Genomic DNA, 24,021 nt, shown 5'->3' on the forward strand with positions numbered 1-24,021 from the left:
GTGATCACTAATCACTACAGACTAGTGACTAATTAGTAAATATATAATTGATAATGTTGGCACCCATTTTTAGTGCTTTGTCTCTAACATTTGCAGGATCATTATGGACTTCTGCATCTTCCCAGCCATCGCCCAAATCACATTCGTACGTGTAAAGCAGTACCAATTTATTGTCTACAAAAATACCAAATGCCTGCGGACGAGTTCCGTCGTGCTCATGAACTTTTGGTAATCCGTTTGGAAAAGGAAAAGGTTTTTGAAAAATAGGATGATTGGCTGGAATTTCGACTAAACTATTATTAGGGAATATTTTTTTGATCTCTTTTCGAATAAACTGATCCATTCCGTAATTATCATCAATATGCAAAAAACCGCCGGCTGTTAAATAATTTCGAAGATTAGTTACATCCGAGTCGCTGAAAACTACATTTCCGTGACCTGTCATGTGTACAAAAGGGTAGGACAACAAATCAGGATTGCTTGGTTCAACCGTCGAAGGTTTACTTTTTATACGGGTAGAAATATTGGCATTGCAAAAACTGATTAGATTTGGCAGAGAAGTTGGATTGGCGTACCAGTCACCGCCTCCGCTGTATTTAAGCAAAGCAATTTCTTGTGAGAACGAAGAAACTGAAAAAAGTAATAATAAGTAAGATATTTTTTTCATAAACTATAATTATCTAGTCGTTTTTCTTTTTGATTTAAGTCTCCGTTTGCCATCCTGAGGAACGAAGGATCATAATAGAAACTCCACAAAATTTGTCGACAATCTTTATCTAATAGAGTGTGATCCTTAGTTCCTCAAGGATGACAAGATTGTGTTTAATCTTTGTCAAGCCAGTTTTTGTCATTTCGACAGAGGAGAAATCTTCGCAAGAAACTCCGCAGCTACCTTTGTCAAAGTTCGAAACTTTGACAAAGATTTTACGTAATGAATCACCTAGATATTCTCATTAAAAAAAACAACACTATGGCAAGCTACAATAGCGGCTGTTTCGGTTCTTAAACGTGTATTTCCTAAAGTTACTGGCTTGTAATTGTTTTCTAAAGCCAGTGCAATTTCTTTCTCAGAAAAATCGCCTTCGGGTCCAATTAAAATCGTGACATTTTCATTTGGCTGCAAGACTTCTTTAAGAGATTTTTTATCTGTTTCCTCACAATGCGCAATCAATTGTAAGCCTTGATGCTGTTTTTTGACAAATTCTTTAAACGAAATAGCTTCATTTAATTTTGGCAGAAAACTTTCGTTGCACTGTTTCATCGCCGACAGAATAATTTTCTCAAAACGGTCTTTGTTGATTACTTTTCGTTCAGAACGATCACAAAAAATTGGCGTTATTTCTTGAATTCCAATTTCAGTTGCTTTTTCCAAGAACCATTCAAAACGATCATTCATTTTGGTTGGCGCCACGGCCAAATGCAGATGAAATTTTGGTTTTTCGGCATTGGATATAGAAAGTACTTCAACGATACATTTATTGTCTGAAGCCAATGTAATCTGGGTTTCAAATAATAATCCTGAACCATTTGTAACATGTAGAATGTCGGAATCTTTTTTTCGAAGAACTTTTATAATGTGACGGCTTTCTTCTTTATCAAAAGAAAAGCTTTGTGTTGTTTCGTCTATATTAGGATTGAAAAATAACTGCATGATTAAAATTGAATTCTTGCTTTAGAAACAACAGCAGAAGTTTCAAAACGATTAGATAAGTATTTTTGATAGCCCACAATTCCAATCATTGCGGCATTATCTGTTGTATATTCAAACTTTGGAATAAAAGTTTTCCAGCCGTATTTGCTTTCGGTTTCTTTTAATGTGCTTCTAATTCCTGAATTTGCAGAAACCCCGCCGCCAATTGCGATTTGCTTAATTCCAGTTTCTTTTACCGCCATTTTAATTTTATCCATTAAAATTTCGATAATCGTATGCTGAATTGAGGCACAGATATCATTCAGGTTTTCCTCAATGAAATTTGGGTTTGCTTGTTTGTTTTTTTGAATGAAATATAAAATAGCTGTTTTAAGTCCAGAAAAACTAAAGTCTAATCCAGGCACTTTTGGTTTTGTAAATGTAAATGCTTTCGGATTTCCTTCTTTTGCATATTTATCGATCAAAGGTCCGCCCGGATAAGGGAGTCCTAAAATCTTTGCACTTTTATCAAATGCTTCACCCACAGCATCATCTGTTGTTTCTCCGATGATTTCCATATCAAAAAAACTATTTACTCGTACAATTTGCGTATGTCCGCCGCTTATCGTTAAGGCTAAAAAAGGAAATTCTGGTTTGTCATAACCTTCTTCATCAATAAAATGGGCTAAAATATGGGCATGCATGTGATTTACAGCAATTAACGGAATTTGTAAAGCCAGAGACAAAGACTTGCTGAAAGAAGTCCCAACTAATAAAGACCCCATTAAGCCTGGACCTTGCGTAAAAGCGATTGCGCTTAACTGTTCTTTTTGTACATTTGCTTTACGAAGTGCAGCATCTATAACTGGTACAATATTCTGCTGGTGCGCTCGCGAAGCCAATTCAGGAACAACACCTCCGTATTGATTGTGAATTAATTGATTGGCTACAACATTTGACAATACTTTGTCGTTATGTAAAACCGCGGCAGCAGTATCATCGCATGAACTTTCGATGGCTAGAATAAAAACCTCTGGATTTTGCATATAAAGGCACAAATTTTGAATTATATTTGACAAATCAAATTATTTATTTGATTTAAGAAGTGACCAAAATTAAAGAATTTTTATCAAAAACAGCCGTTCTTTGTCTGTTCAAAATAAATTTAAAAGAAAACTAAAATTAAAACAGTTATCAGAAAAGTAAAGAAAATAATATCACGAACCCTAATTGGGCTGCTTTTACTTTTGCTAATACTGGCTATTACCCTGTCGCTGCCTGTTGTACAGACTCAGATTGCTAATTATGTGACCAACTCTTTAAACGAAGATTTTAAGGTTAATATCAGCGTTGAGAAAACGGCAATTAATATTTTTGGCGGTGTCAAGTTAAAAAAAGTGATGATTTTAGATCATCATAAAAAAACACTGATTTACTCTGATATCATTACTACAGATATTGCGAGTTTCAGCCGATTACTTGACGGTGATTTAATTTTCGGAGATTTACGCTTAACAGGTTTGATTTTTAACCTGAAAACCTACAAAGGAGAAGACGAAAATAATATCAATAAGTTTATTAAAGCTTTTGAAACAAAAAATCAAACACCTTCAAAATCTACCAAACATTTTTTGCTGACTGCTAAAAATGCTTATATAGATAAAGGGAGATTTTCTGTAGTTGATGAAAATAAAGCCACACCGTTATTTTTAGATTTTACAAAACTAAATGCTTACATCAGTGACTTTAAATTGTATGGACCGGATGTAAATACGAACATTCATCGATTTTCATTTATGGATCACCGCGGTTTGTATGTATCCAATTTTGCTGGAAAATTCAGCTATACCAAAAAACAGATTAAAGTTGAAAACCTGGCTGTTAAAACCAAAAGATCTTCCATTTATGGTTTAGCGGTTTTAAATTATAAACCAGAAGATTTTCTTGATTTTACAGATAAAGTAAAGTTTAATGTAGTGTTAGACTCGGCTTCTATTGCGACAAATGATATCCGTTATTTTTATGATGGACTGGGCAAAAATCAACATTTTAAAATCAAAACAAAATTAAGCGGTCCGCTAAATGATTTAACGCTTTCTAAATTAAGATTAAGCGATACTAACGGATCAAAAATTAACGGAACAATAAACTTCAGAAATCTTTTAGGCAGTAAAACGCAGCGATTTTCGATGGACGGAAAATTCGACAAACTGCTTTCCAGCTATGATAATATGGTTGTTTTGCTTCCAGATGTTTTAGGAAAAAAACTTCCAAAAGAACTTAAAAGAATCGGTAAGTTTAATATTGTAGGAAAAGCTAAAGTTTCAACAACTGAATTAGAAACCAATTTTAAAATGGCAACCGACCTCGGAAACGGACAGGTAGATCTTCATATGAACAATATGGATTTTATCGATAAAGCTTCGTATTCGGGAAATATTATCTTGACTAATTTCGATGTAGGAGCCGTATTAAATCGAAAAGATGTTGGAAAAACAACTTTAAATCTTGATGTTGACGGAGTTGGTTTTACAGAAAAATATTTGAATACTATTATTAAAGGAGATATTTCGAAATTAGATTACAACAAGTATACCTATAATAATATAGTAGTCAACGGAAATTTTAAACTTCCTTATTATAAAGGACAAATTGCCGTCAATGATCCAAACTTAAGTTTAAGTTTTGATGGTTTATTGGATTTGAGCAAAAAAGAAAACCGTTACGATTTTCATATCAATGTGGAGAATTCAGATTTAAGAAAATTAAAATTCGTTGGTGACTCAATTTCTCATTTTAGAGGAGATGTTGTGGTTCAGGTTACCGGAAATTCTATCGAAAATCTTCAAGGAGATATTTTTATAAAAGATGCCGAATATCAAAATCCGAAATCCAATTATGTTTTTGAAGAAGTAACAATCAGCTCCAATTTTGATGCAGATCGATTGAGAACTATTACCATTGGTTCCAATGATGTTGTGGACGGAAAAATTGTTGGAAAATTCAGATTTGACCAATTGGATAAATTGGTAATGAACTCTGTTGGAAGTTTATATACCAATTATAAACCTTACAAAGTTAAGAAAGGACAGTTTTTACGCTTTAATTTCCGTGTTTACGATAAAGTGGTAGAAATGCTTTATCCAGATATAAATATTGACTCTTCTACGGTTGTACGAGGAAAAATAGATTCGGATCTGCAGGAATTTAAATTCCGTTTCAGATCACAGAAAATTACGGCAGCCAAGAATACATTTGATAATATTCGAATCAATATCGATAATAAGAATACGCTTTACAATGCGTTCATCGAATTAGACAGTATTAAAACGCCTTATTATAAGATTCGCGATTTTAATTTGATCAATGTTACGTCAAAAGATACATTGTTTGTACGCTCCGAATTTAAAGGAGGAAATACTGGAGAAGATTATTTCAATCTGGATTTATATCATACAATAGATAAAAATAAAAACAATATTGTCGGAATCAAGAAATCAGAGATGAAGTTTAAAGACTATTTATGGTATTTAAATGAAGATGCCGAACAAGACAATCAAATTGTTTTTGATCAGTATTTTAAAAATTTCACCATAGATAATATTGTTTTATCTCACGAAAATCAGAAAATTGATTTGAATGGTGAGATTAAAGGAAACGATTATAAAGATCTGGTGCTGAATTTTGAAGATGTTGACATCAATAAAATTACGCCCGTAAATTCTAAATTTGTATTCAATGGTAATTTAAATGGTAATATAAATTATAAGCAGAATAAGAATGTTTACCAGCCCACGGCGGCCATAAAAATCGATCATCTTGTTTTGAATAAAACAGAATTGGGTACGCTTAATTTTGATATTTCTGGAGATGAAACATTTAGAAAATTCACGGTTAATTCGTCTATACAAAATGGTTTTACAGAATCATTTAGAGCTAACGGAACTTTTGCAGTAGAGAATAAAGAAACTATAATGGACATGAACCTGAAATTGGAAGGATTTAATCTGGCCACTTTAGGAACAATTGGAGGAGATGTTTTATCTAATGTTCGTGGTTCGGTTTCTGGAAATGCCTCTGTTGTTGGAAATTTGAAAAAACCAGAAATCAACGGTCGTTTGTATGTTGAAAAAGCAGGAATGACTGTGCCTTATTTAAATGTCGATTACGAATTAAGTGATAGAACAGTAATTGATTTGACCAATGAAAAATTCCTGTTTAGAAATAATCAGCTGACAGATACTAAATATGGAACAAAAGGACTGCTGAACGGAAGTATTGAACATCAGAATTTTGGCGACTGGAAATTAGATTTAAATATAACATCAAAACGTTTACTGGCACTTGATACAAAAGACAGCGATGATGCAGCTTATTTTGGTACGGCTTTTATTAACGGATCAGCAAGTATTCGTGGCCCTGTAGAAGGTTTATTTATTAAGGTTGATGCTAAATCTGAAAAAGGAACCGAAGTCAAGATCCCTATTAATAATGTGCAAAGTGTTGGAGAGAGCAGTTGGATTCATTTTGTGACGCCAAAAGAAAAGTATAATCTCGCTAATGGAATTGTTGAAAAAACAAGAAATTACAACGGACTTGAACTGGAATTTGATTTTGATATTACCCCAGATGCCGAAGTAGAGGTTATTCTCGATCGAAATTCTGGACATGGTATGAAGGGAAAAGGATACGGATCACTTTTATTTAAAATTAATACACTTGGTAAATTTAATATGTGGGGAGATTTCCAGGCGTACGAAGGAACGTACAACTTTAAATACGGCGGACTTATAGATAAAAAATTCTCGGTTAAAAAAGGAGGTTCCATTATTTGGGAAGGAAACCCGATGCGTGCCCAGTTAAATTTGGAAGCGGTTTATAAAACTACAGCAAATCCTGCAGTGCTTTTAGATAATGCTTCTTCATTCAATAAAAAAGTACCAGTCGAAGTTGTTATTGGATTAAGAGGAGATTTAGCGAGTCCAGAACCTAATTTTGATATTCAATTTCCATCTGTAAGCAGCGTGTTGAAATCGGAGATACAATATAAGTTAGACGATAAAGACATTCGCCAGACACAAGCATTATATTTATTGTCTACAGGTTCGTTTATGAGTACAGACGGATTTAGTCAGGGAGATTTCTCTGGAACATTGTCAGAAACAGCATCAAGTTTATTTGGTAACATTATAAAATCTGATAATGATAAGGTTAATATCGACTTAAACTATATTGCTGCAGACAGAAGAATGGGACAGGAAGCAGATGGTCAATTCGTAGCTAATATATCTTCTCAGGTTAATGAACGCATTACCATAAATGGAAAATTAGGAGTTCCGGTCGGCGGTGTAAATGAATCTGCAATTGTGGGTGATATTGAAATTCTATATCGTGTCAATGAAGATGGTACAATGAATCTGCGACTTTTTAATAAAGAAAATGATATTAATTATATCGGACAGGGAATTGGATATACGCAAGGAGTTGGTATTTCTTATGAAGTAGATTTTGACACTTTCAGCGAATTAGTCAATAAACTGTTTAAGAATCACAAAATTGAAAAGGCTGTAAAAGGATCATCTGATGATCTTCAAGATTCCTATCTCAATCCTGACTATATGAACTTTACAAGTAAAAAGGATTCAGATAAAAACAAAAAGAAAACTGCCAAAGAGGAAGAGAAAAAGAAAAAAGAGGAGGAGAAAAAGAAAAAGGAAGATGAAAATAAGCAGAAACAAGAACCAAGTAATAATCAGGGACTAATTCCCGACAATGATTATTAACACTTTGTTAAAAAAAGACATTTATAAAACCATTATTCTCATAATGGTTTTTTTTGTGCTAAATTTAGCGGCTCTATTAGAATTTTTCATCTGAGCGAGAAATTCCGATTTTTATAACACTTCATTTAGGTATTGTTAATTTTGACGATTTAATTAAAAAGATAGTGATTTATTATTTTTAATGAAATTTTTTCCTAGAAAAAACTTATTAACGAAAACGTTTGAATTTAACATATTTTATTAATTTATGATAATCGTAACCTGAAAAGTGCTTAATGTTTGCTAATTTTACACTTTAATACTTAAATAATGCCAAAAACAATAAAAAAAGTAGGTGTTCTTACGTCAGGAGGAGACTCACCTGGAATGAATGCTGCAATTAGATCAGTTGTTCGAACTTGCGCATATCATAATATAGAATGCATCGGAATTTATAGAGGGTATCAAGGAATGATTGAAGGAGACTTCAAAGAAATGGGACCCCGAAGCGTAAATAATATTGTAAACAAAGGTGGAACGATCTTAAAATCGGCTCGTTCAGTTGAGTTTAGAACCCCAGAAGGTAGAAAAAAAGCACACGAAAATCTTTTAAAAGCAGGAATTGATGCTTTGGTAGTTATTGGTGGAGATGGAAGTTTTACTGGAGGTTTGATTTTTAATTCAGAATATGATTTTCCAGTTATGGGAATTCCGGGTACAATTGATAATGATATTTTTGGTACGAGTTTTACTTTAGGTTACGACACTGCCTTAAATACTGTTGTAGATTGTATTGATAAAATTAGAGATACAGCAAGTTCTCATAACCGTTTATTCTTTGTAGAGGTTATGGGTAGAGATGCTGGTCACATTGCTCTTAATGCAGGTATTGGAGCAGGAGCAGAAGAAATTCTTATTCCTGAAGAAGACTTAGGTTTAGATCGTCTTTTAGATTCACTTCAAAAAAGTAAAGCTTCAGGAAAATCATCAAGTATAGTAGTAATTGCTGAAGGAGATAAAATTGGTAAAAACGTATTCGAATTAAAAGATTATGTTGAAGCTAATTTACCAGAGTACGATGTAAGAGTATCTGTTTTAGGACACATGCAGCGTGGTGGTTCTCCATCTTGTTTTGACCGTGTTTTAGCAAGCCGTTTAGGAGTAAAAGCAGTAGAATCTTTAATTGAAGGAAAATCAAATTATATGGTTGGACTTAAAGAAGATAAAGTGGTTTTAACGCCGCTTGAGCAGGCTATTAAAGGGAAATCTGAAATAGACAGAGAATTATTAAGAGTGTCAGACATTATGTCGACATAATCCAATATAAAAGTTTAAAAAGAAGAGAAGTTTATTGTGAGGAAATTAGACTTTGAAATAGTGTAATAAAAACAAAAGCAAAAATTTAGTAAAATGTCAAAAGTAAAATTAGGAATAAACGGATTTGGACGTATCGGAAGAATCGTTTTTAGAGAGTCTTTCAATAGAGATAATGTAGAAGTTGTTGCAATCAATGACTTGTTAGATGTAGATCACTTAGCTTATTTATTAAAATATGATTCAGTTCACGGTCGTTTCGATGGAACTGTAGAAGTTAAAGAAGGTAAACTTTACGTAAACGGAAGAAATATCCGTATTACTGCAGAAAGAAATCCTGCTGATTTAAAATGGAACGAAGTTGATGTTGATGTAGTAGCAGAATGTACTGGTATCTTCACAACTATCGAAACTGCAAATGAGCACATTAAAGGTGGTGCTAAAAAAGTAATCATTTCTGCTCCATCTGCAGATGCTCCAATGTTTGTAATGGGAGTAAACCACGAAACTGCAAAAGCTTCTGACTTAGTTGTTTCTAATGCTTCTTGTACTACAAACTGTTTAGCTCCTTTAGCTAAAGTTATTCACGATAACTTCGGAATCGTCGAAGCTTTAATGACAACTGTTCACGCTACAACTTCAACTCAAATGACAGCTGACGGACCTTCAAGAAAAGACTGGAGAGGTGGACGTGCTGCATCAATCAATATCATTCCTTCTTCAACAGGTGCTGCAAAAGCGGTTGGAAAAGTAATTCCAGATTTGAATGGAAAATTAACTGGTATGGCTTTCCGTGTTCCTACAGCTGACGTTTCTACAGTGGATTTAACTGTAAAAGTAGCTAAAGAAACTTCTTATGAAGAAATTATGGCTGTTTTGAAAAAAGCTTCAGAAAACGAATTGAAAGGTATCTTAGGATATACTGAAGATGCAGTTGTTTCTCAAGATTTTATTTCAGACAAAAGAACTTCAATCGTTGATGCTACTGCTGGAATTGGTTTAAATTCAACTTTCTTCAAATTGGTTTCTTGGTATGACAATGAGTACGGATACTCAAGCAAATTAATTGATTTATCTGTGCATATTGCAGGTTTAAAATAATAATATATATTTTTGCAAAATCCCGTTATCCAATAGCGGGATTTTCTTATTTTGTTACCTCTATGATTAATGTAGAAAATACACTTTTGAATTAGTAATAGGGAAGACCTAATCCAAAAACAAAAAAAAATGAAATTAATAGTTGATAGTGGATCTACTAAAGCCGATTGGATTGCAATTGATGATAATGGAAAAGTATTATTCACGACACAAACCCTAGGATTAAATCCTGAAATTCTTGACGGTCCGGAAATTATTGAAAGATTAAACGATCGTTTTGATATTTTACAAAACAAAAAAAATGCTACTCATTTATTCTTTTACGGTGCCGGTTGTGGTACTGATAGAATGAAAACAGCACTATCACAAATTTTCCAAGAGTATTTCGTTAACGCTATTGTTGATGTTCAAGAAGATACTTATGCAGCAGTTTACGCAACAACTCCAAAAGGACAAGAGGCAATTGTTTCTATTTTAGGAACTGGTTCTAACTGCAGCTATTTTGATGGAAAAGTATTGCATCAAAAAGTTCAGTCATTAGGGTACATCGTTATGGATGACTGCAGCGGAAATGTTTTCGGAAAAGAATTAATTAGAAAGTACTATTTTAATAAAATGCCTAAGGAATTAGCTTCTGAACTTGAAAAAGAATATGACGTTGATCCAGATTTTATTAAAAATAAATTATATAAAGAACCAAATCCAAATGCTTACTTAGCAACGTATGCGAAGTTTTTAATTAAGCACAAAGACACTGAGTTCTGCAGAAAAATTATCTTTAAAGGAATGAAATCTTTCGTTAAGAATTACATTCAGCAATTCGATAACTGTAAAGAAGTTCCAGTTCATTTCGTAGGTTCTATTGCATTTTATTTAAAAGATGAATTACAAGAGACTTTCAATAAATATGAACTTCAATTAGGGAATGTTTTAAGAAGACCTATTGATGGATTAATTGCTTACCATGTCGCTAATCAATAGTTCTGGTTTTATGGAAATTGCCATTATTGCTCATGATGGAAAAAAAGCTGATTTAATTGATTTTTTGATTAAAAATGAGGCTGTTTTACACAATGAAAAAGTAAGGCTGATTGGTACAGGAACAACTGGAGGAAAAGCTGAAGCAGCTGGATTTAAAACGCAAAGAATGCTTTCTGGTCCTCTTGGAGGCGATGCGCAGATTGCAGGAAGAGTAGCGGAAGGAATAACTCAAATGGTTTTCTTCTTTAAAGATCCACTGTCAAGTCATCCACACGAAGCTGATATTAATATGCTGATTCGTGTTTGTGATGTACATAATGTGCCGCTGGCAACCAATGAAGCAACGGCACAATTATTACTAGATGCTATTGCACAGCAATTATAGAAATCTCAACATTTACATTTTTTGGCAGACAAGCCACTTGAACCGTTTCACGAGCTGGAGCGGTTTTTTCGTTAAAATAAGAACCGTAAACTGTGTTTATTGCTCCAAAGTTATTCATGTCCATAATGAAAATTGTAGCCTTTACTACATTCTCAAAAGTCATCCCTGCAGCTTCAAGAATTGCGGCAATGTTCTGCATAACCTGATTGGTTTCGTCATTAATATTGTCTGTAATCAATTCTCCTGACTCAGGATTAATTGCAATTTGTCCAGATGCATAAAGTGTATTTCCAGATAATACGGCCTGATTATAAGGCCCGATTGGAGCCGGAGCTTTGTCGGTAAAGATGATTTTTTTCATAATAAAGTTATTTGATTTGAAAGTAGTTTATCTATTAGAAACGCTTCGTTTGTTCCATTTAATATCACTAAGCATACCAGATTTAATACCGATGAAGAAATTCCAGTTAGAATTTGTTCCAAGCGGCTGCCAGTTAAATGCCATTCTCCAGCTCAATAAGTCTCTTTCAAAACGGAATTGAGTAAAAGTAACACCTTTTTGTACAAAGTCATAACCAGTAGAAACTCCGCCTTTCCATTTCGGTGTAATATCTGTATTGATCGAAACCATTAGAGAGTTTCCTGAAATTTCATTTTGTCTTCCCGTATTTGAGTACGTAAGGGAGTAGGCTAAAGTCATATCCCATGGAATTTTCGAATTAAAAAACTCCGTAATTACATCTTCTTTTTCAGGTTCATCGATAAACTGGCTGTTACGGCTGTCATTTAAGTCGGTATTTGTACCAAACAAATCATCACTTCGACCTCCATTCCGCTGACTCTGCGTATTTTTCTCTTTGCCGGTGCCTTTATTTGAAAACGAATAATTGACAGTTACATTCGCACTGGTTAATCGAAATAAACTTCCTCCATTATCAATGTTGAACTTATTGATTTTTTGGTTACCACTATCAAGTGCATAAGGGTCAAGTGTTGCACCAAAATTCATGTTCATTTTATTGTCAAAAAATTGTGTTCCACCGCTTACTAAAACAGGCTGCCATGCAAATGTTGATGTTCCATCAGCATCGAAGTTGTAACTTGTGCTCAAGTTTAAGTTGTTTAACAGCATTATTTTTTTAGGCTCTGTTTTTGTGCTGTCTCGATCTCTAACTTTGGCTTCAAAAGTATTGCTTAATGCAAAACCGACAATGTTAGAATTTTCTTTGCTTGGCTGTCCAAAAATACCATTCTCAAACCTTGTATATTCGTTAGTTATTCTTCCAGTCGCATCAACTGCATAAGTGTCGTAATAACGCTCAAAGCTTGGGGTGTAAGCATAGGTTATACTCGGACGCATTACGTGTCTAATAGACTGTATTCTTTTATCTTCTCCAAAATTAAAAGTTCCGTAAATAGTGGTTCCTAAATTGGTGCTGAAATTGTAAGTTCTAAAAGAATCAAAACCATTTACAGGTGTATCTACGGATTTTCCTTCAGACGGATCGTAGCTTTTATCTATGGTTTTATTAACCCATGTTTCTTGATAAGTAGTAGAAGCTCCAGCACTAAAATATTTAAAAAGCTTAAAGTTCGTACTCAACGGAATAGTGTGCTGCATTCCTAACTGAGCATCGTTAAACATCTGCGGTTTAAAAAACAATGAATCTTTTGTTTTAAAGTAGTTTTTACCACTTACGCTGTATTGAAGGTTAATGTTTTTAATAAAACCTTTTTTAACGCCATTTTTACCAACAAAAGGATATACACGATCAATGCTTCCCTGTAAAGATGGAAGTGTCATAATAATGTCTTCTGTCTGCGTATTTTGACTATGTGTTGCAGATAGCGCAATACGAGAACCAGGAATCGTATTAAAAGTTTTGTTGTAGGTAATAGAGGAACTTAAAGTATTATTTAAGTTCGATCCAATATTGGCTTGGTTGATAGACTGCTTGAAGTATTTACTACTTCCCATGTTAACCGATGCTGAAAAGGTTGAATTAGGGTTTGATTTTGTGTCTTTAGAGTGCGACCATTGAATGTTGTAAATACCTTGTTTTGTATAATCCGGATAACCACGCTCACTATTAATAAGGTTTTCAAAACGAACATTGATATTTCCGCGATACTTGTATCTTGTAGCATACGCCGATTCGAAACGCATGGCGTAACTTCCATTTGTATAATAATCTCCAAGTACGGTCAAATCATAATTATCACTCAATGCAAAGTAATAACCTCCATTTTGCAATGAAAAACCTCTTGTATTCGAATCGTTGTAACTTGGAACTATAATTCCTGAAACGCTTTTTTCTTGACTCAAAGGGAAGTATCCATAAGGTAATGCTAGTGGAGTAGGAACATCAGCAATAACCATTTGAGTTAAACCCGTTACGATTTTTTTTCCAGGAACGAATTTGATTTTTTGAGTTCGGAAATAATATTCTGGATTATCAATATCTGAAGCTGTAGTGATACGTGCTCCTTTTAAATAATAAACAGAATCATTTTCTTTTTTAGTAACCGCAGCTTTTATGTTTAATTCACCTTGTTTGGTTCTTGAATTATAAATTAAAGCTTTTTTTGTCTTGAAATTAAAACGGATAGAGTCGGGTTGTACTTCGCTTGATCCTTGTTTGAAGTTTGGATATTGAGTTAAAACTCCCGCAGAATCTTTAATTCTTCCGGCGTAAACTTCATCTTTTTCATAATTAAGAACAATTATACCAGATTTTAATTCAACATCTTTATAGTATAATTCTGCCTCATTATACAAAGTGATCGTTTTTCTCTTTTGATCGATCTTCGCATAATCTTTAGCCTTGTATCGCACCTTTCCGTCCAAAAAAGCTTTTTTGGGTTTTACGGTATCAAGCTTTATAGTGTCTGTAATTGCTGGAGCTTCTTTATCTGTTTGTTTTACAGCAGGTAAAGGCTTTTTTTTATTTTTTATTTCTTGCGAATATAAATTACCACAACCTATAGTTAGGAAAAATGATATTAAAACGATATTAAATAAGTTTGTATGCAAAGGTTTAAATGCTATTTTTGTAAAAGTATGGCGTGTTTTTTGACATGTCAAACTTACATATAATTTTTTGGCAAAAATAATCAATTCTAAAAATTATAACTGCTGCATTTTATTAAAATTAACTTTTAGATTTATGAATAGAATTAACAAATTTAAGGTAATATTTACTTTATTTCTAACGATACTGTCTTTTTATGCTCATAGTCAGTCAAATGTGTTTAAGGTGACTTTGGATGCCGGACACGGAGCTCATGACTTTGGAGCAGTTTATAGCGGCAGAATTGAAAAAAATATTGCTTTAGCTATTGTTTTAAAAGTGGGCAAAATTTTAGAGCTTAACCCAAATGTAAACGTAATTTATACTCGTAAGACCGATGTTTTTATAGATTTGGTCGAAAGAGCAAATATTGCAAACAGAGCAAACTCAAATATTTTTGTTTCTATTCACTGTAACGCAAATAAAAATACTGCCGCGGATGGAACTGAGACTTATGTAATGGGTTTAAGTAAAGTTGCCTCAAACTTAGAAGCTGCGAAAAAAGAGAACTCCGTAATTACTTTAGAGAAAGATTATCAACGGAAATATGAAGGATTCGATCCAAATTCTCCTGAATCAATGATCGGAATGACTTTAATGCAGGAAGAATATTTGGACAACAGTATTTCATTAGCAACTAAAATTGAAGATAACTTTGAGAAATTAGGTAAAAAACTTCGTCAAGGCGGTGTAAAGCAAGCGCCGTTTATGGTACTTCATAAAGCATATATGCCGAGAGTTTTGGTTGAAACAGGTTTTGTTTCTAATCCGACAGAAGGAAATATTTTAAATTCGGAAGAAGGGCAGGACGACATTGCGAGAGCAATTGCCGAAGCGATCTTAAGTTATAAAAGAGAATATTTTGGATCAGGAGCACCAGAAGCTGCTGAGAGTAGGCCAGTAAGAGATACTTCAACTCCAGTAAAACCAAAGACTACAGCTGTAACAGCTGCGAAGAGTGCTCCAAAAGGAACATTTTTTAAGGTTCAGTTAATAGCAAGTATCAAAAAAACACCTTTAGAACCAAAAAACTTTAAAGGACTTAAAAATGTGTCAATGCTATATGAAAATAATATTTATAAATATTTCTACGAAGAAACTTCAAGTTACGAAACAGCGCAAAAGTACTTGCAAGAAGCTAAAAGTAAAGGATATGGCGCAGCGTTTTTAGTGGCAACCAAAGATGGAGAAAAAATCAATATTCAGGACGCAATTAAATAATAGGCGCAAGTTCGAATATTTATATTAATTTTGTATAAACACTTAGAATTTTGAAACTAACAAGAGAAATTAAAACGGCTATATTAGTCATCGCATCGATTTTATTATTTATCTGGGGATATAGTTTTTTAAAAGGCAGAGACCTTTTTACAAATTATAAAGTACTATATGCTGAATATGATAATGTTGAAGATTTATCAGCATCAGCACCAGTAACACTTAACGGACTTGCGATTGGCAAAGTAAATAAAATTACAATTGACGAAGTAACAGGTAAATTACTAGTTGAACTTCAATTAAAAACTGATTTTCCAGTTTCTAAATCAAGTACAGCAGCAATCTATTCTCCAAGTTTAATTGGAGGAAAGCAAATTAAAATTGTTCCTAATATGGCTGATAAAGAATTAGCTGAGGACGGGCAAAAATTAACTTCTACTGTAGAACTTGGCCTGACAGAATCATTGGGAGGGAAAATAGAGCCAATTCAGCAGAAGCTGGATAAAATGCTTTTAAATATTGACGTTCTCGTTACAGGATTAAACAATACTTTAGATAAAACTACGCAAGAAAACCTAAAGAAAACAATTGCTGAGTTGAGTCAGACTATGCAGCAATTTCATAGAGCTTCTGGAAGTTTGAACAATATTTTGGATACCAACAAAGGTCAAATTAATAGTGCAGTGTCAAACTTGAATAAAATGTCAAGTAACTTTAATAAGATATCAGATTCTTTAAATAAAGCAGATTTAGGAAAAACAGTTCGTAATCTTAATCAGGCTTTGGCAAAAGTTGATGGCTTAATGAATAATTTAAATTCTGGTAAAGGTACTGCAGGTAAATTATTAAATGATGATGCGCTTTATAATAACTTAGCTAAAACTTCAAAAGAGCTTGAATTGTTATTGCAGGACGTACGTCTTTATCCAACGCGTTACGTAAACGTTTCTCTTTTTGGAAAGAAAAATAAACCATACGTAGCACCGCCAGCAGAAGAAACAAACTCAACAGATAAAAAATAATTATAAATGAGTTATTTAGATAATATTTTATTCGCAATACTTCTTATAGTAGGTTTCGGTTTTTTTGCAGCGAGCGTAAAAAAAATCATCCGAAATATAAATTTGGGAGTTGATGTAGATCGAAAAGATAATCCTAAAGCTCGTTGGAAAAACATGGCATTGATTGCTCTTGGGCAGTCAAGAATGGTGAGACGCCCTGTTGCTGGAATACTGCATATCTTTGTATATGTTGGTTTTATAATAATTAATGTCGAATTATTAGAGATTATTATTGATGGACTTTTTGGAACACATAGAATTTTTGCTCCTTATTTAGGTGTAGTTTATGATGTTTTAATTGCTTCATTCGAAATATTGGCAATATTGGTAATTTTTGCGGTTACCGTATTTTGGATTAGAAGAAATTTTATCAGACTGAAACGTTTTATTCATTCTGATTTAAAAGGATTTCCAAAAAGCGATGCTAATTACATTCTGTATTTTGAGACCGTTTTAATGATTTTGTTTTTATTAATGAATGCCGCAGATCTTCATTTACAAAATGTTCCAGGCGGTGTTTTTCATAAAGCAGGAAGTTTTCCAGTAAGTCAGTTTATTGCACCGATTTTTAATGGTCTGTCAAATGAATTGGTAGTACTTTTGTTTGAAGTGTTCTGGTGGATGCATATTGCAGGTATTTTAGTTTTTATGAACTATTTATACTTCTCGAAACATTTACATATTCTTTTGGCTTTCCCAAACACTTATTTTGCAAACTTGAAACCAGAAGGGCAGTTTGATAATTTAGAATCTGTAACCAAAGAGGTGAAGTTAATGATGGATCCAAATGCAGATCCGTTTGCTGCAGCACCGCCTGCAGATGAAAATGCTGCGCCAGCTAAATTTGGAGCAAGTGATGTTCAGGATTTAAACTGGGTTCAGTTGTTAAACGCTTACACGTGTACAGAATGCGGACGTTGTACATCTGCTTGTCCAGCAAATCAAACAGGTAAAAAATTATCTCCTCGTAAGATTATGATGGATACAAGAGATCGTTTAACTGAAGTTGGAAAAAATATTGATGCTAATAAAGGTGTTTTTGTTCCAGACAACAAAATGCTTTTAAATGATTATATCACTCCAGAAGAATTATGGGCTTGTACGTCTTGTAATGCTTGTGTAGAAGAATGTCCGGTAAATATTAGTCCGTTATCTATTATTATGGATATGCGTCGCTATTTGGTAATGGAACAAAGTGCTGCTCCAATGTCATTAAATGCGATGATGACTAATATTGAAAACAATGGAGCTCCTTGGCAGTACAGCCAGCAGGATAGATTGAACTGGAAGAACGAAAATTAAAATAGTGTTTAATCGGTTATCGGTTAATTGTTAATTTGTTTAATTGTAATTAGGGTTCGCCAAGCTTGCGATTAAACAATTAAACAAAATCAACGATTAACTTTTTAATTGATTGAATAAAATATTATAGGTTTTTAGTGGGTTATAGTTAGGAGTACTATTAACCAAATAAACGATTAACCGATTTAACAATAAAAGAAGATGTCAGAAAGTTTAGTAGTGCCAACAATGGCAGAAATGCTAGCCCAGGGAACACAGCCAGAAGTTTTATTTTGGGTAGGTTGCGCAGGGAGTTTTGATGATAGAGCAAAAAAAATTACTAAAGCATTTGTGCGTATTTTAAATCGTACGAATGTTTCTTTTGCGGTTTTAGGTACAGAAGAGAGTTGTACTGGAGATCCTGCAAAAAGAGCTGGAAATGAATTTTTGTTTCAAATGCAGGCCATGATGAATATCGAGGTTTTGAATGCTTATGAAGCAAAAAAAATTGTTACCGCTTGTCCGCATTGTTTTAATACGTTAAAAAATGAGTATCCTGAATTAGGCGGTAATTACGAAGTAATTCATCATACAGAATTTTTGAAATCATTAATTGATGATGGAAGATTAACTGTTGAAGGTGGACAATTTAAAGGAAAGAAAATAACTTTTCATGATCCTTGTTATTTAGGAAGAGCAAATAAAGTTTATGAAGCGCCGAGAGATTTAATTCAAAAGTTAGATGTTGAATTGGTCGAAATGAAACGTTCTAAATCAAATGGTTTATGTTGTGGGGCAGGCGGAGCACAAATGTTTAAAGATGCCGAACCTGGAAACAAGGAAGTAAACGTACTTCGTACAGAAGATGCTTTGGAAGTACAGCCGGATATTATCGCTGCGGGTTGTCCGTTTTGTAACACGATGTTAACAGATGGAATTAAACATGCACATAAAGAGGGAGAAGTAAAAGTAATGGATGTTGCAGAGTTAATTGCTAATGCGCAAGATCTTTAATTTGTTAGGTTCTAAGGTGCTGAGTTTCTAAGATTCTCAGGTTTTTAACTTGAAACCTAAAACTTGAAACTTTCAAAAAAAAAACAACAATCTAAAATCTAAAATTAAAAAATGTATATACCTTTTGAAGATTTACCTGGTGAATCCAGAGTTTGGATTTATCAATCGAACAGAAAATTTTCTGAGGAAGAGTTTTCTGAAATCGAAACTGATTTAAAAGCTTTTGTAGAACAATGGGCCGCACACGGTACCAGTCTTGAAGCTTCTTTTTTATTGAAATATAACAGATTTATCATATTAGCTGTTAATCAAGATGTGCAGGCTGCGACGGGTTGTTCTATCGATAGTTCTGTAGAATTTATCCAAAGTTTGGAGAAGAAATATAATGTTGATTTATTGGATAAAATGAATGTTACTTTTAAAAACGGTGAACATATCGCTCATAAAACATTAATCGATTTTAAGAAAATGGTTAAAGATAAATCGGTTTCTGAGAATACGATTGTTTTTAATAACTTGGTTAATAATATTGAAGAATTCAACGAGTCCTGGGAAGTTCCTGCTGCTGACAGCTGGCACAGTAGATTTTTCTAAGAATCGCTTATGATATTTTAGAAGGCATGAAATTTTAGATTTTGTGCCTTTTTTTTTGTTTTATAGTTTTTTTTGTCAGTCGAGGATGATAAAACTGAGTGAAGCTATTCAATAAAATGTACCGTGTGAAAAATAATAGAACTATTCAAAAAGATAAGTCAGAAATTCAAAAGTTGGATTAAAATCTTTTATCAAATCAATTTTTCTTACCCTAATCCATCCTTTCAATTCTTTTTCTCTTGCAATTGCTTATTTGATCCAAGTGAATTTCTCGTAATACACCAAAAATTCAATGCCATACTTAGAAGCGAAGGTTTTAACATTATTTTGAATGTTTTCCTTATGCTGCTTAAGTCTTTCTCTTAAATTTTGAGTTACCCCAATATAGAACGTTGATCGATTTTGTTTGTAATAATATAAATATAGTAGGTATGATACCCATCTTGAGGATTAAACATTTTTTTTGTAAAAATATATGTGTTTTATTTTTTTGTCATCCTGAAGAACGAAGGATCACACTAGAAACTCAATAAGGTAATTCCGTAAAGTAAAATAGTCAATCTTTATCGATTCCCGAGTGCGATCCTTCGTTCCTCAGGATGACAAACCGTGCGAAGTATGGAAAAAGTAAACAACCAATTTTTGTCGATTCTCGAGTGTGATTCTTCGTTTCTCAGGACAACAAAACCGTGCTAGTTATGGAAAAGTAAAGAACTAATCTTTGTCGATCCCCGCGTGTGATTCTTCGTTCAGAATGACAAACTGGAGTTAGCTTTGTCAAAGTTTTAAACTTTGACAAAGTTGGCGTTAGTAAGTTCTTATAAAAACAAAAACGTCTAATCTAGCCCCGATGGGAGCGGTATCCTTTTTCTGGTCTCGTTTCTTTAACGAGAACAGAAAAAGATATAGCGGACAGCGGGACTAATGGTTCTTTTGAAAATTATTGTGCTGCTTCTAGAATTATTTATCAACTAGAATTAATCTAATTTTGTCAAAAATCTAACAATTTAAAAGACTATTTAAACGCTATTTTTGAGTATTTTCGTAGAATTAAATTTAATACATGAAAATAGCAATAGTTTGTTATCCTACTTTTGGCGGTAGTGGTGTAGTAGCTACTGAGTTAGGTCTTGAATTGGCCAGAAGAGGACACGAAATACATTTTATCACATACAGTCAGCCAGTTAGATTGGCACTTTTAAATCCGAATGTTCATTATCACGAAGTAAATGTTCCGGAATATCCATTGTTTCATTATCAGCCGTACGAATTAGCGCTATCGAGTAAGTTGGTAGATATGGTGAAGTTGTACAAAATAGAACTTCTTCACGTTCATTACGCGATTCCACACGCTTACGCAGGTTATATGGCAAAACAGATGTTGAAGAATGAAGGAATTAATCTTCCGATGATTACAACGCTTCACGGAACGGATATTACTTTGGTTGGAAATCATCCTTTTTATAAACCGGCAGTAACTTTTAGCATAAATAAATCGGATTATGTGACTTCGGTTTCGCAAAGTTTGAAAGATGATACGTTGAAGTTATTTAAAATCAAGAATAAAATTAAGGTAATTCCGAATTTTATTGAACTTGATAAAGTTAAAAAAGATCCATTGGCGCCATGTCATCGTTATGTAATGGCAAATGAAAATGAGCGTATTATAACGCATATTAGTAATTTTAGAAAAGTAAAACGTATTCCTGATATTATTAAAATTTTCTATAATATTCAGAAAGAAATTCCGGCTAAACTAATGATGGTTGGTGATGGACCTGAAAAAGAAAAAGCAGAAATTTTATGTCAGGAATTAGGAATTTTAGATAAAGTAATTTTCTTTGGAAACAGCCATGAAATTGATAAAATCTTATGCATGACCGATTTGTTTTTGCTTCCTTCTGAAACGGAAAGTTTTGGTTTGGCGGCTTTAGAAGCTATGGCGTGCGGTGTTCCTGTAATTTCTAGTAATTCGGGTGGTTTGCCTGAGGTAAATTTCGATGGTTTTTCTGGTTATTTAAGCAATGTTGGAAATGTTGAAGAAATGGCTGAAAATGCGTTGAAAATCTTGAGAGATGATACGGTATTGAATCAGTTTAAGGCAAATGCACTTGAGGTTGCTAGAAAGTTTGATATCAAAAATATTCTGCCTAAATATGAGGCTTTGTATCAAAAAGCAGTTGATGACTATAAATATGAAAAGCATTAATTTTAAAAAGAAATAAATGAAAAAAGTAATTTCTGTATTAGCGGTTTTTGTTATGATTTCTTGTGGTGTAAAGAAAACGGAAGAGTCTAAAGCTTTGTATGAGGTTTTGACTACGCAGTCTAGTGGCGGCGGCAATATTAAATTCTTCGAGATTTTGACTGAGCCAAATGAAATTAAAATGCTTGAAAACGATCCGATTTTAGCTGATAAAATGAAGAATCCTAACGTTCATGATTATAACTATGTAATCTTGAATATGGGGGAGAAAAATACCAGCGGTTATTCTATTGATGTTGAAAAGGTGGAAGAAACGGATAAGAATATCATTATTACAGTAAAGGAAAACAGTCCTGCTCAAGATGCAATGACAATGCAGGTAATTTCATATCCTTACACTGTGGTGAAAATTCATTCTAAGAAAGAAATTATTATTAAGTGATTTAAGTTTTTTAGTGATTAGTTCTTAGTGATTAGTCTTTAGTTCTTAGTGATTAGTGATTAGTGATTAGTCTTTAGTCCTTAGCGATTAGTTCTTAGTGATTAGTTCTTGGTGATTAGTTCTTGGTGATTAGTCCTTAGTCCTTAGGAATTAGTTCTTAGTCTTAGTAATTAGTTATGGTTATGAGTGTTATGATTTAAATGTCAGGCTGAGCGAAGTTGAAGCCCTTTTTTATATCTTAATGCCTTTGACTTCTCTAACGGAAACTTAGTTTATTTAAAAGCATAAAAAAAACCTGTCGTTTATAAGCGACAGGTTTCTTTTTACAATTATTTTTTAATTTTATTTTAGAATCTGAATTTAACGCCTAATCCAACGTCGAATCCAAAGTTGTCATCGTCATAATATCCTGAACCAATTTCTGGTCTAGCATCTAACGATAGTGTAATTGGCACTTCACTAAATCTATATTCAATACCAATATCTCCAGCAGCAAAAACGTAAGTTCCGCTGTCATTATATCTGAAATTGTTGTTGTAGTAATCGTAATCCCATGCAGCAACACCTCCACCGACACCAGCGTACCAGTTAAAACCTCCATCGATGTTCCAAACCCATTGGTAAAGGGCAACGCCTTTAACAGCGTCTACATCTCTACTGTTTCTCCAGCCTAAATCAAATTCAAGTCTGTTTTTTTGGCTTAATCCTAGTTGGTATGATACTTCACCTCCAAATCCGTTATTGTCTCCTAAACGTAAACCTAGGGCATGTTTCGAAATTTCTTGTGATTGAGCCGTAAACGCTAATCCTAAAAGCATCATGGCAGATAAAATGATTTTTTTCATAAAATGGTTAAATTAATTTTTTTCAAATGTATAATTACAGTCCTAGACAGAACGTATAAAATTTTTAAAAATTGTTATATAATTCACATTTTATAAATTTTAGATTCATAAAATTGTTAAAAAAAGTATTTGTAGTATAAGTTATTTTAGGATTATGGAAGATATTAATTGTGATGTTAAGATGTCTTCCATTTCAAATAAATTCTCTTCCTCTGCAAAATTTGTCGCTTTATAAGAGAATAATTTCCAACGTTTTTTATGGTATTCCAATGCTGTCAAGTTTTCTACCCAATCGCCGGAATTAAGATATAAAGTCGATCCGTGTTTGTTTTCTTTGGTCATGATTTTTGGCTCGTGTATATGACCGCAGATTACGTAATCGTAATTTTTTTCGATTGCTAAATCGGTTGCAGTAGTTTCAAAATCAGAAATAAATTTAACGGCTTTTTTAACGCTTGCTTTTATTTTTTTGGAAAACGAATAAGGTTCGCGCCCCAATTTTGACAAGCACCAGTTTACAAATCGATTGATTAGAATTAAATAATCATATCCTAATCCGCCTAATTTTGCAATCCATTTCGAGTGCTGTACAGAAGCGTCAAAAACATCTCCGTGAAAAATCCATGCTTTTTTATCGTCTAATTCTAAAACTAATTTATCGACTAAAGCAAAATTTCCCATATTCATGTCGGTAAATTTTCGAAGTATTTCGTCGTGATTTCCAGTAATGTAATACACTTTTGTTCCTTTAGAAGCCATTCCAATGACACGTTGAATCACTCTTAAATGTGCTTTTGGGAAGTACGATTTTCGAAACTGCCAAGCATCAATTATGTCGCCGTTTAAGACTAAAATTTTAGGTTTAATGCTTGAAAGATAGTTGTTTAATTCTTTTGCATGACTTCCATAAGTTCCCAAATGTACATCAGAAAGAACGACCAATTCGACATTTCTTTTTTTCAATTTTTCTTGATTTGAAGTTTTACAAATGAAAGAAATTCTGAGTCTTTTTGTTTTATCAAAAGGTTATGAAAAAGCGGATAATTTTACCAAATTGTGATTTTTATACGGTTTAATGTTTAGTTAATAATACCAGTTTTAAATTTTTTAATTTAA

Annotated in this window: 20 protein-coding genes; 12 read left to right on the plus strand and 8 right to left on the minus strand. The window is 33.2% G+C overall.

Translation table 11 applies throughout. The features are described 5' to 3' along the window. Positions 1-28: 28 nt before the first annotated feature. The 3 genes from BSF42_RS17230 to tsaD all read right to left on the minus strand — a co-directional run bounded on the left by BSF42_RS17230 (position 29) and on the right by tsaD (position 2,676). On the minus strand, positions 29-667 hold the full coding sequence (locus BSF42_RS17230) for a DUF4159 domain-containing protein (protein WP_095954339.1): 639 nt from the start codon (positions 665-667) through the stop codon (positions 29-31). A gap of 273 nt (positions 668-940) precedes the next feature. Next, the gene (locus BSF42_RS17235) at positions 941-1,651 is read right to left on the minus strand and encodes a 16S rRNA (uracil(1498)-N(3))-methyltransferase (protein WP_095954340.1); all 711 of its coding nucleotides are present in this window, start codon (positions 1,649-1,651) and stop codon (positions 941-943) included. Between the two features lie 2 nt (positions 1,652-1,653). Then, positions 1,654-2,676 (minus strand): tRNA (adenosine(37)-N6)-threonylcarbamoyltransferase complex transferase subunit TsaD, encoded by a 1,023-nt coding sequence (gene tsaD / locus BSF42_RS17240; RefSeq protein WP_095954341.1) that lies wholly within the window; start codon positions 2,674-2,676, stop codon positions 1,654-1,656. 201 nt (positions 2,677-2,877) lie between these two features. On the opposite strand from tsaD, the gene BSF42_RS17245 reads away from it, so the two are divergent. From BSF42_RS17245 to BSF42_RS17265, 5 genes are all read left to right on the plus strand, one after another. Then, the gene (locus BSF42_RS17245; RefSeq protein WP_253251099.1) at positions 2,878-7,413 is read left to right on the plus strand and encodes a translocation/assembly module TamB domain-containing protein; all 4,536 of its coding nucleotides are present in this window, start codon (positions 2,878-2,880) and stop codon (positions 7,411-7,413) included. Between the two features lie 309 nt (positions 7,414-7,722). Further along, entirely contained in the window at positions 7,723-8,709 is a 987-nt protein-coding gene (pfkA, locus tag BSF42_RS17250; RefSeq protein WP_095954342.1) for a 6-phosphofructokinase, read from the plus strand. A gap of 93 nt (positions 8,710-8,802) precedes the next feature. Then, a complete protein-coding gene (gene gap, locus BSF42_RS17255; RefSeq protein WP_095954343.1) occupies positions 8,803-9,807 on the plus strand; it encodes a type I glyceraldehyde-3-phosphate dehydrogenase in 1,005 nt (334 codons plus the stop codon). A gap of 129 nt (positions 9,808-9,936) precedes the next feature. Next, positions 9,937-10,788, plus strand: a complete 852-nt coding sequence (locus BSF42_RS17260; protein WP_095954344.1) for an N-acetylglucosamine kinase — start codon at positions 9,937-9,939, stop codon at positions 10,786-10,788. A 10-nt stretch (positions 10,789-10,798) separates the two neighbouring features. Continuing rightward, entirely contained in the window at positions 10,799-11,173 is a 375-nt protein-coding gene (locus tag BSF42_RS17265) for a methylglyoxal synthase (protein ID WP_095954421.1), read from the plus strand. Here BSF42_RS17265 and BSF42_RS17270 read toward each other — a convergent pair. Then, positions 11,154-11,534, minus strand: coding sequence for a RidA family protein (locus tag BSF42_RS17270; RefSeq protein WP_095954345.1), 381 nt, complete (start codon positions 11,532-11,534; stop codon positions 11,154-11,156). The genes BSF42_RS17265 and BSF42_RS17270 overlap by 20 nt on opposite strands. Before the next feature lie 27 nt (positions 11,535-11,561). Then, a complete protein-coding gene (locus tag BSF42_RS17275) occupies positions 11,562-14,258 on the minus strand; it encodes a putative LPS assembly protein LptD (RefSeq protein ID WP_371616112.1) in 2,697 nt (898 codons plus the stop codon). Between the two features lie 82 nt (positions 14,259-14,340). On the opposite strand from BSF42_RS17275, the gene BSF42_RS17280 reads away from it, so the two are divergent. The 5 genes from BSF42_RS17280 to BSF42_RS17300 all read left to right on the plus strand — a co-directional run bounded on the left by BSF42_RS17280 (position 14,341) and on the right by BSF42_RS17300 (position 19,412). Next, positions 14,341-15,465: an N-acetylmuramoyl-L-alanine amidase gene (locus BSF42_RS17280; protein WP_095954422.1), complete on the plus strand. Its 1,125-nt coding sequence runs from the start codon at positions 14,341-14,343 to the stop codon at positions 15,463-15,465. Positions 15,466-15,515: 50 nt separating this feature from the next. After that, positions 15,516-16,484, plus strand: coding sequence for an MlaD family protein (locus BSF42_RS17285; protein ID WP_095954347.1), 969 nt, complete (start codon positions 15,516-15,518; stop codon positions 16,482-16,484). Positions 16,485-16,490: 6 nt separating this feature from the next. After that, positions 16,491-17,825: a (Fe-S)-binding protein gene (locus BSF42_RS17290; protein WP_095954348.1), complete on the plus strand. Its 1,335-nt coding sequence runs from the start codon at positions 16,491-16,493 to the stop codon at positions 17,823-17,825. A 201-nt stretch (positions 17,826-18,026) separates the two neighbouring features. After that, positions 18,027-18,818: a (Fe-S)-binding protein gene (locus tag BSF42_RS17295; protein WP_095954349.1), complete on the plus strand. Its 792-nt coding sequence runs from the start codon at positions 18,027-18,029 to the stop codon at positions 18,816-18,818. Positions 18,819-18,929: 111 nt separating this feature from the next. Beyond that, positions 18,930-19,412, plus strand: coding sequence for an ABC transporter ATPase (locus BSF42_RS17300; protein ID WP_095954350.1), 483 nt, complete (start codon positions 18,930-18,932; stop codon positions 19,410-19,412). 249 nt (positions 19,413-19,661) lie between these two features. Here the strand turns inward: BSF42_RS17300 and BSF42_RS22850 are convergent, their stop codons facing one another. Then, positions 19,662-19,796: a GIY-YIG nuclease family protein gene (locus tag BSF42_RS22850; RefSeq protein ID WP_371616144.1), complete on the minus strand. Its 135-nt coding sequence runs from the start codon at positions 19,794-19,796 to the stop codon at positions 19,662-19,664. 679 nt (positions 19,797-20,475) lie between these two features. Between BSF42_RS22850 and bshA the strand changes: the two genes are divergently transcribed. Together bshA and BSF42_RS17315 are read left to right on the plus strand one after the other, a co-directional pair. Next, the gene (gene bshA / locus BSF42_RS17310) at positions 20,476-21,621 is read left to right on the plus strand and encodes an N-acetyl-alpha-D-glucosaminyl L-malate synthase BshA (protein ID WP_095954351.1); all 1,146 of its coding nucleotides are present in this window, start codon (positions 20,476-20,478) and stop codon (positions 21,619-21,621) included. A 16-nt stretch (positions 21,622-21,637) separates the two neighbouring features. Then, complete coding sequence (locus tag BSF42_RS17315) at positions 21,638-22,060, plus strand: protease complex subunit PrcB family protein (protein ID WP_095954352.1); 423 nt, start codon at positions 21,638-21,640, stop codon at positions 22,058-22,060. Between the two features lie 347 nt (positions 22,061-22,407). Here BSF42_RS17315 and BSF42_RS17320 read toward each other — a convergent pair whose 3' ends face one another. Further along, entirely contained in the window at positions 22,408-22,905 is a 498-nt protein-coding gene (locus BSF42_RS17320; protein ID WP_095954353.1) for a hypothetical protein, read from the minus strand. Between the two features lie 141 nt (positions 22,906-23,046). Beyond that, entirely contained in the window at positions 23,047-23,868 is an 822-nt protein-coding gene (locus BSF42_RS17325; RefSeq protein WP_095954354.1) for a UDP-2,3-diacylglucosamine diphosphatase, read from the minus strand. Between the last annotated feature and the right edge of the window lie 153 nt (positions 23,869-24,021).

This window comes from Flavobacterium sp. ACN6, assembly GCF_002304005.1.
GTDB lineage: Bacteria > Bacteroidota > Bacteroidia > Flavobacteriales > Flavobacteriaceae > Flavobacterium.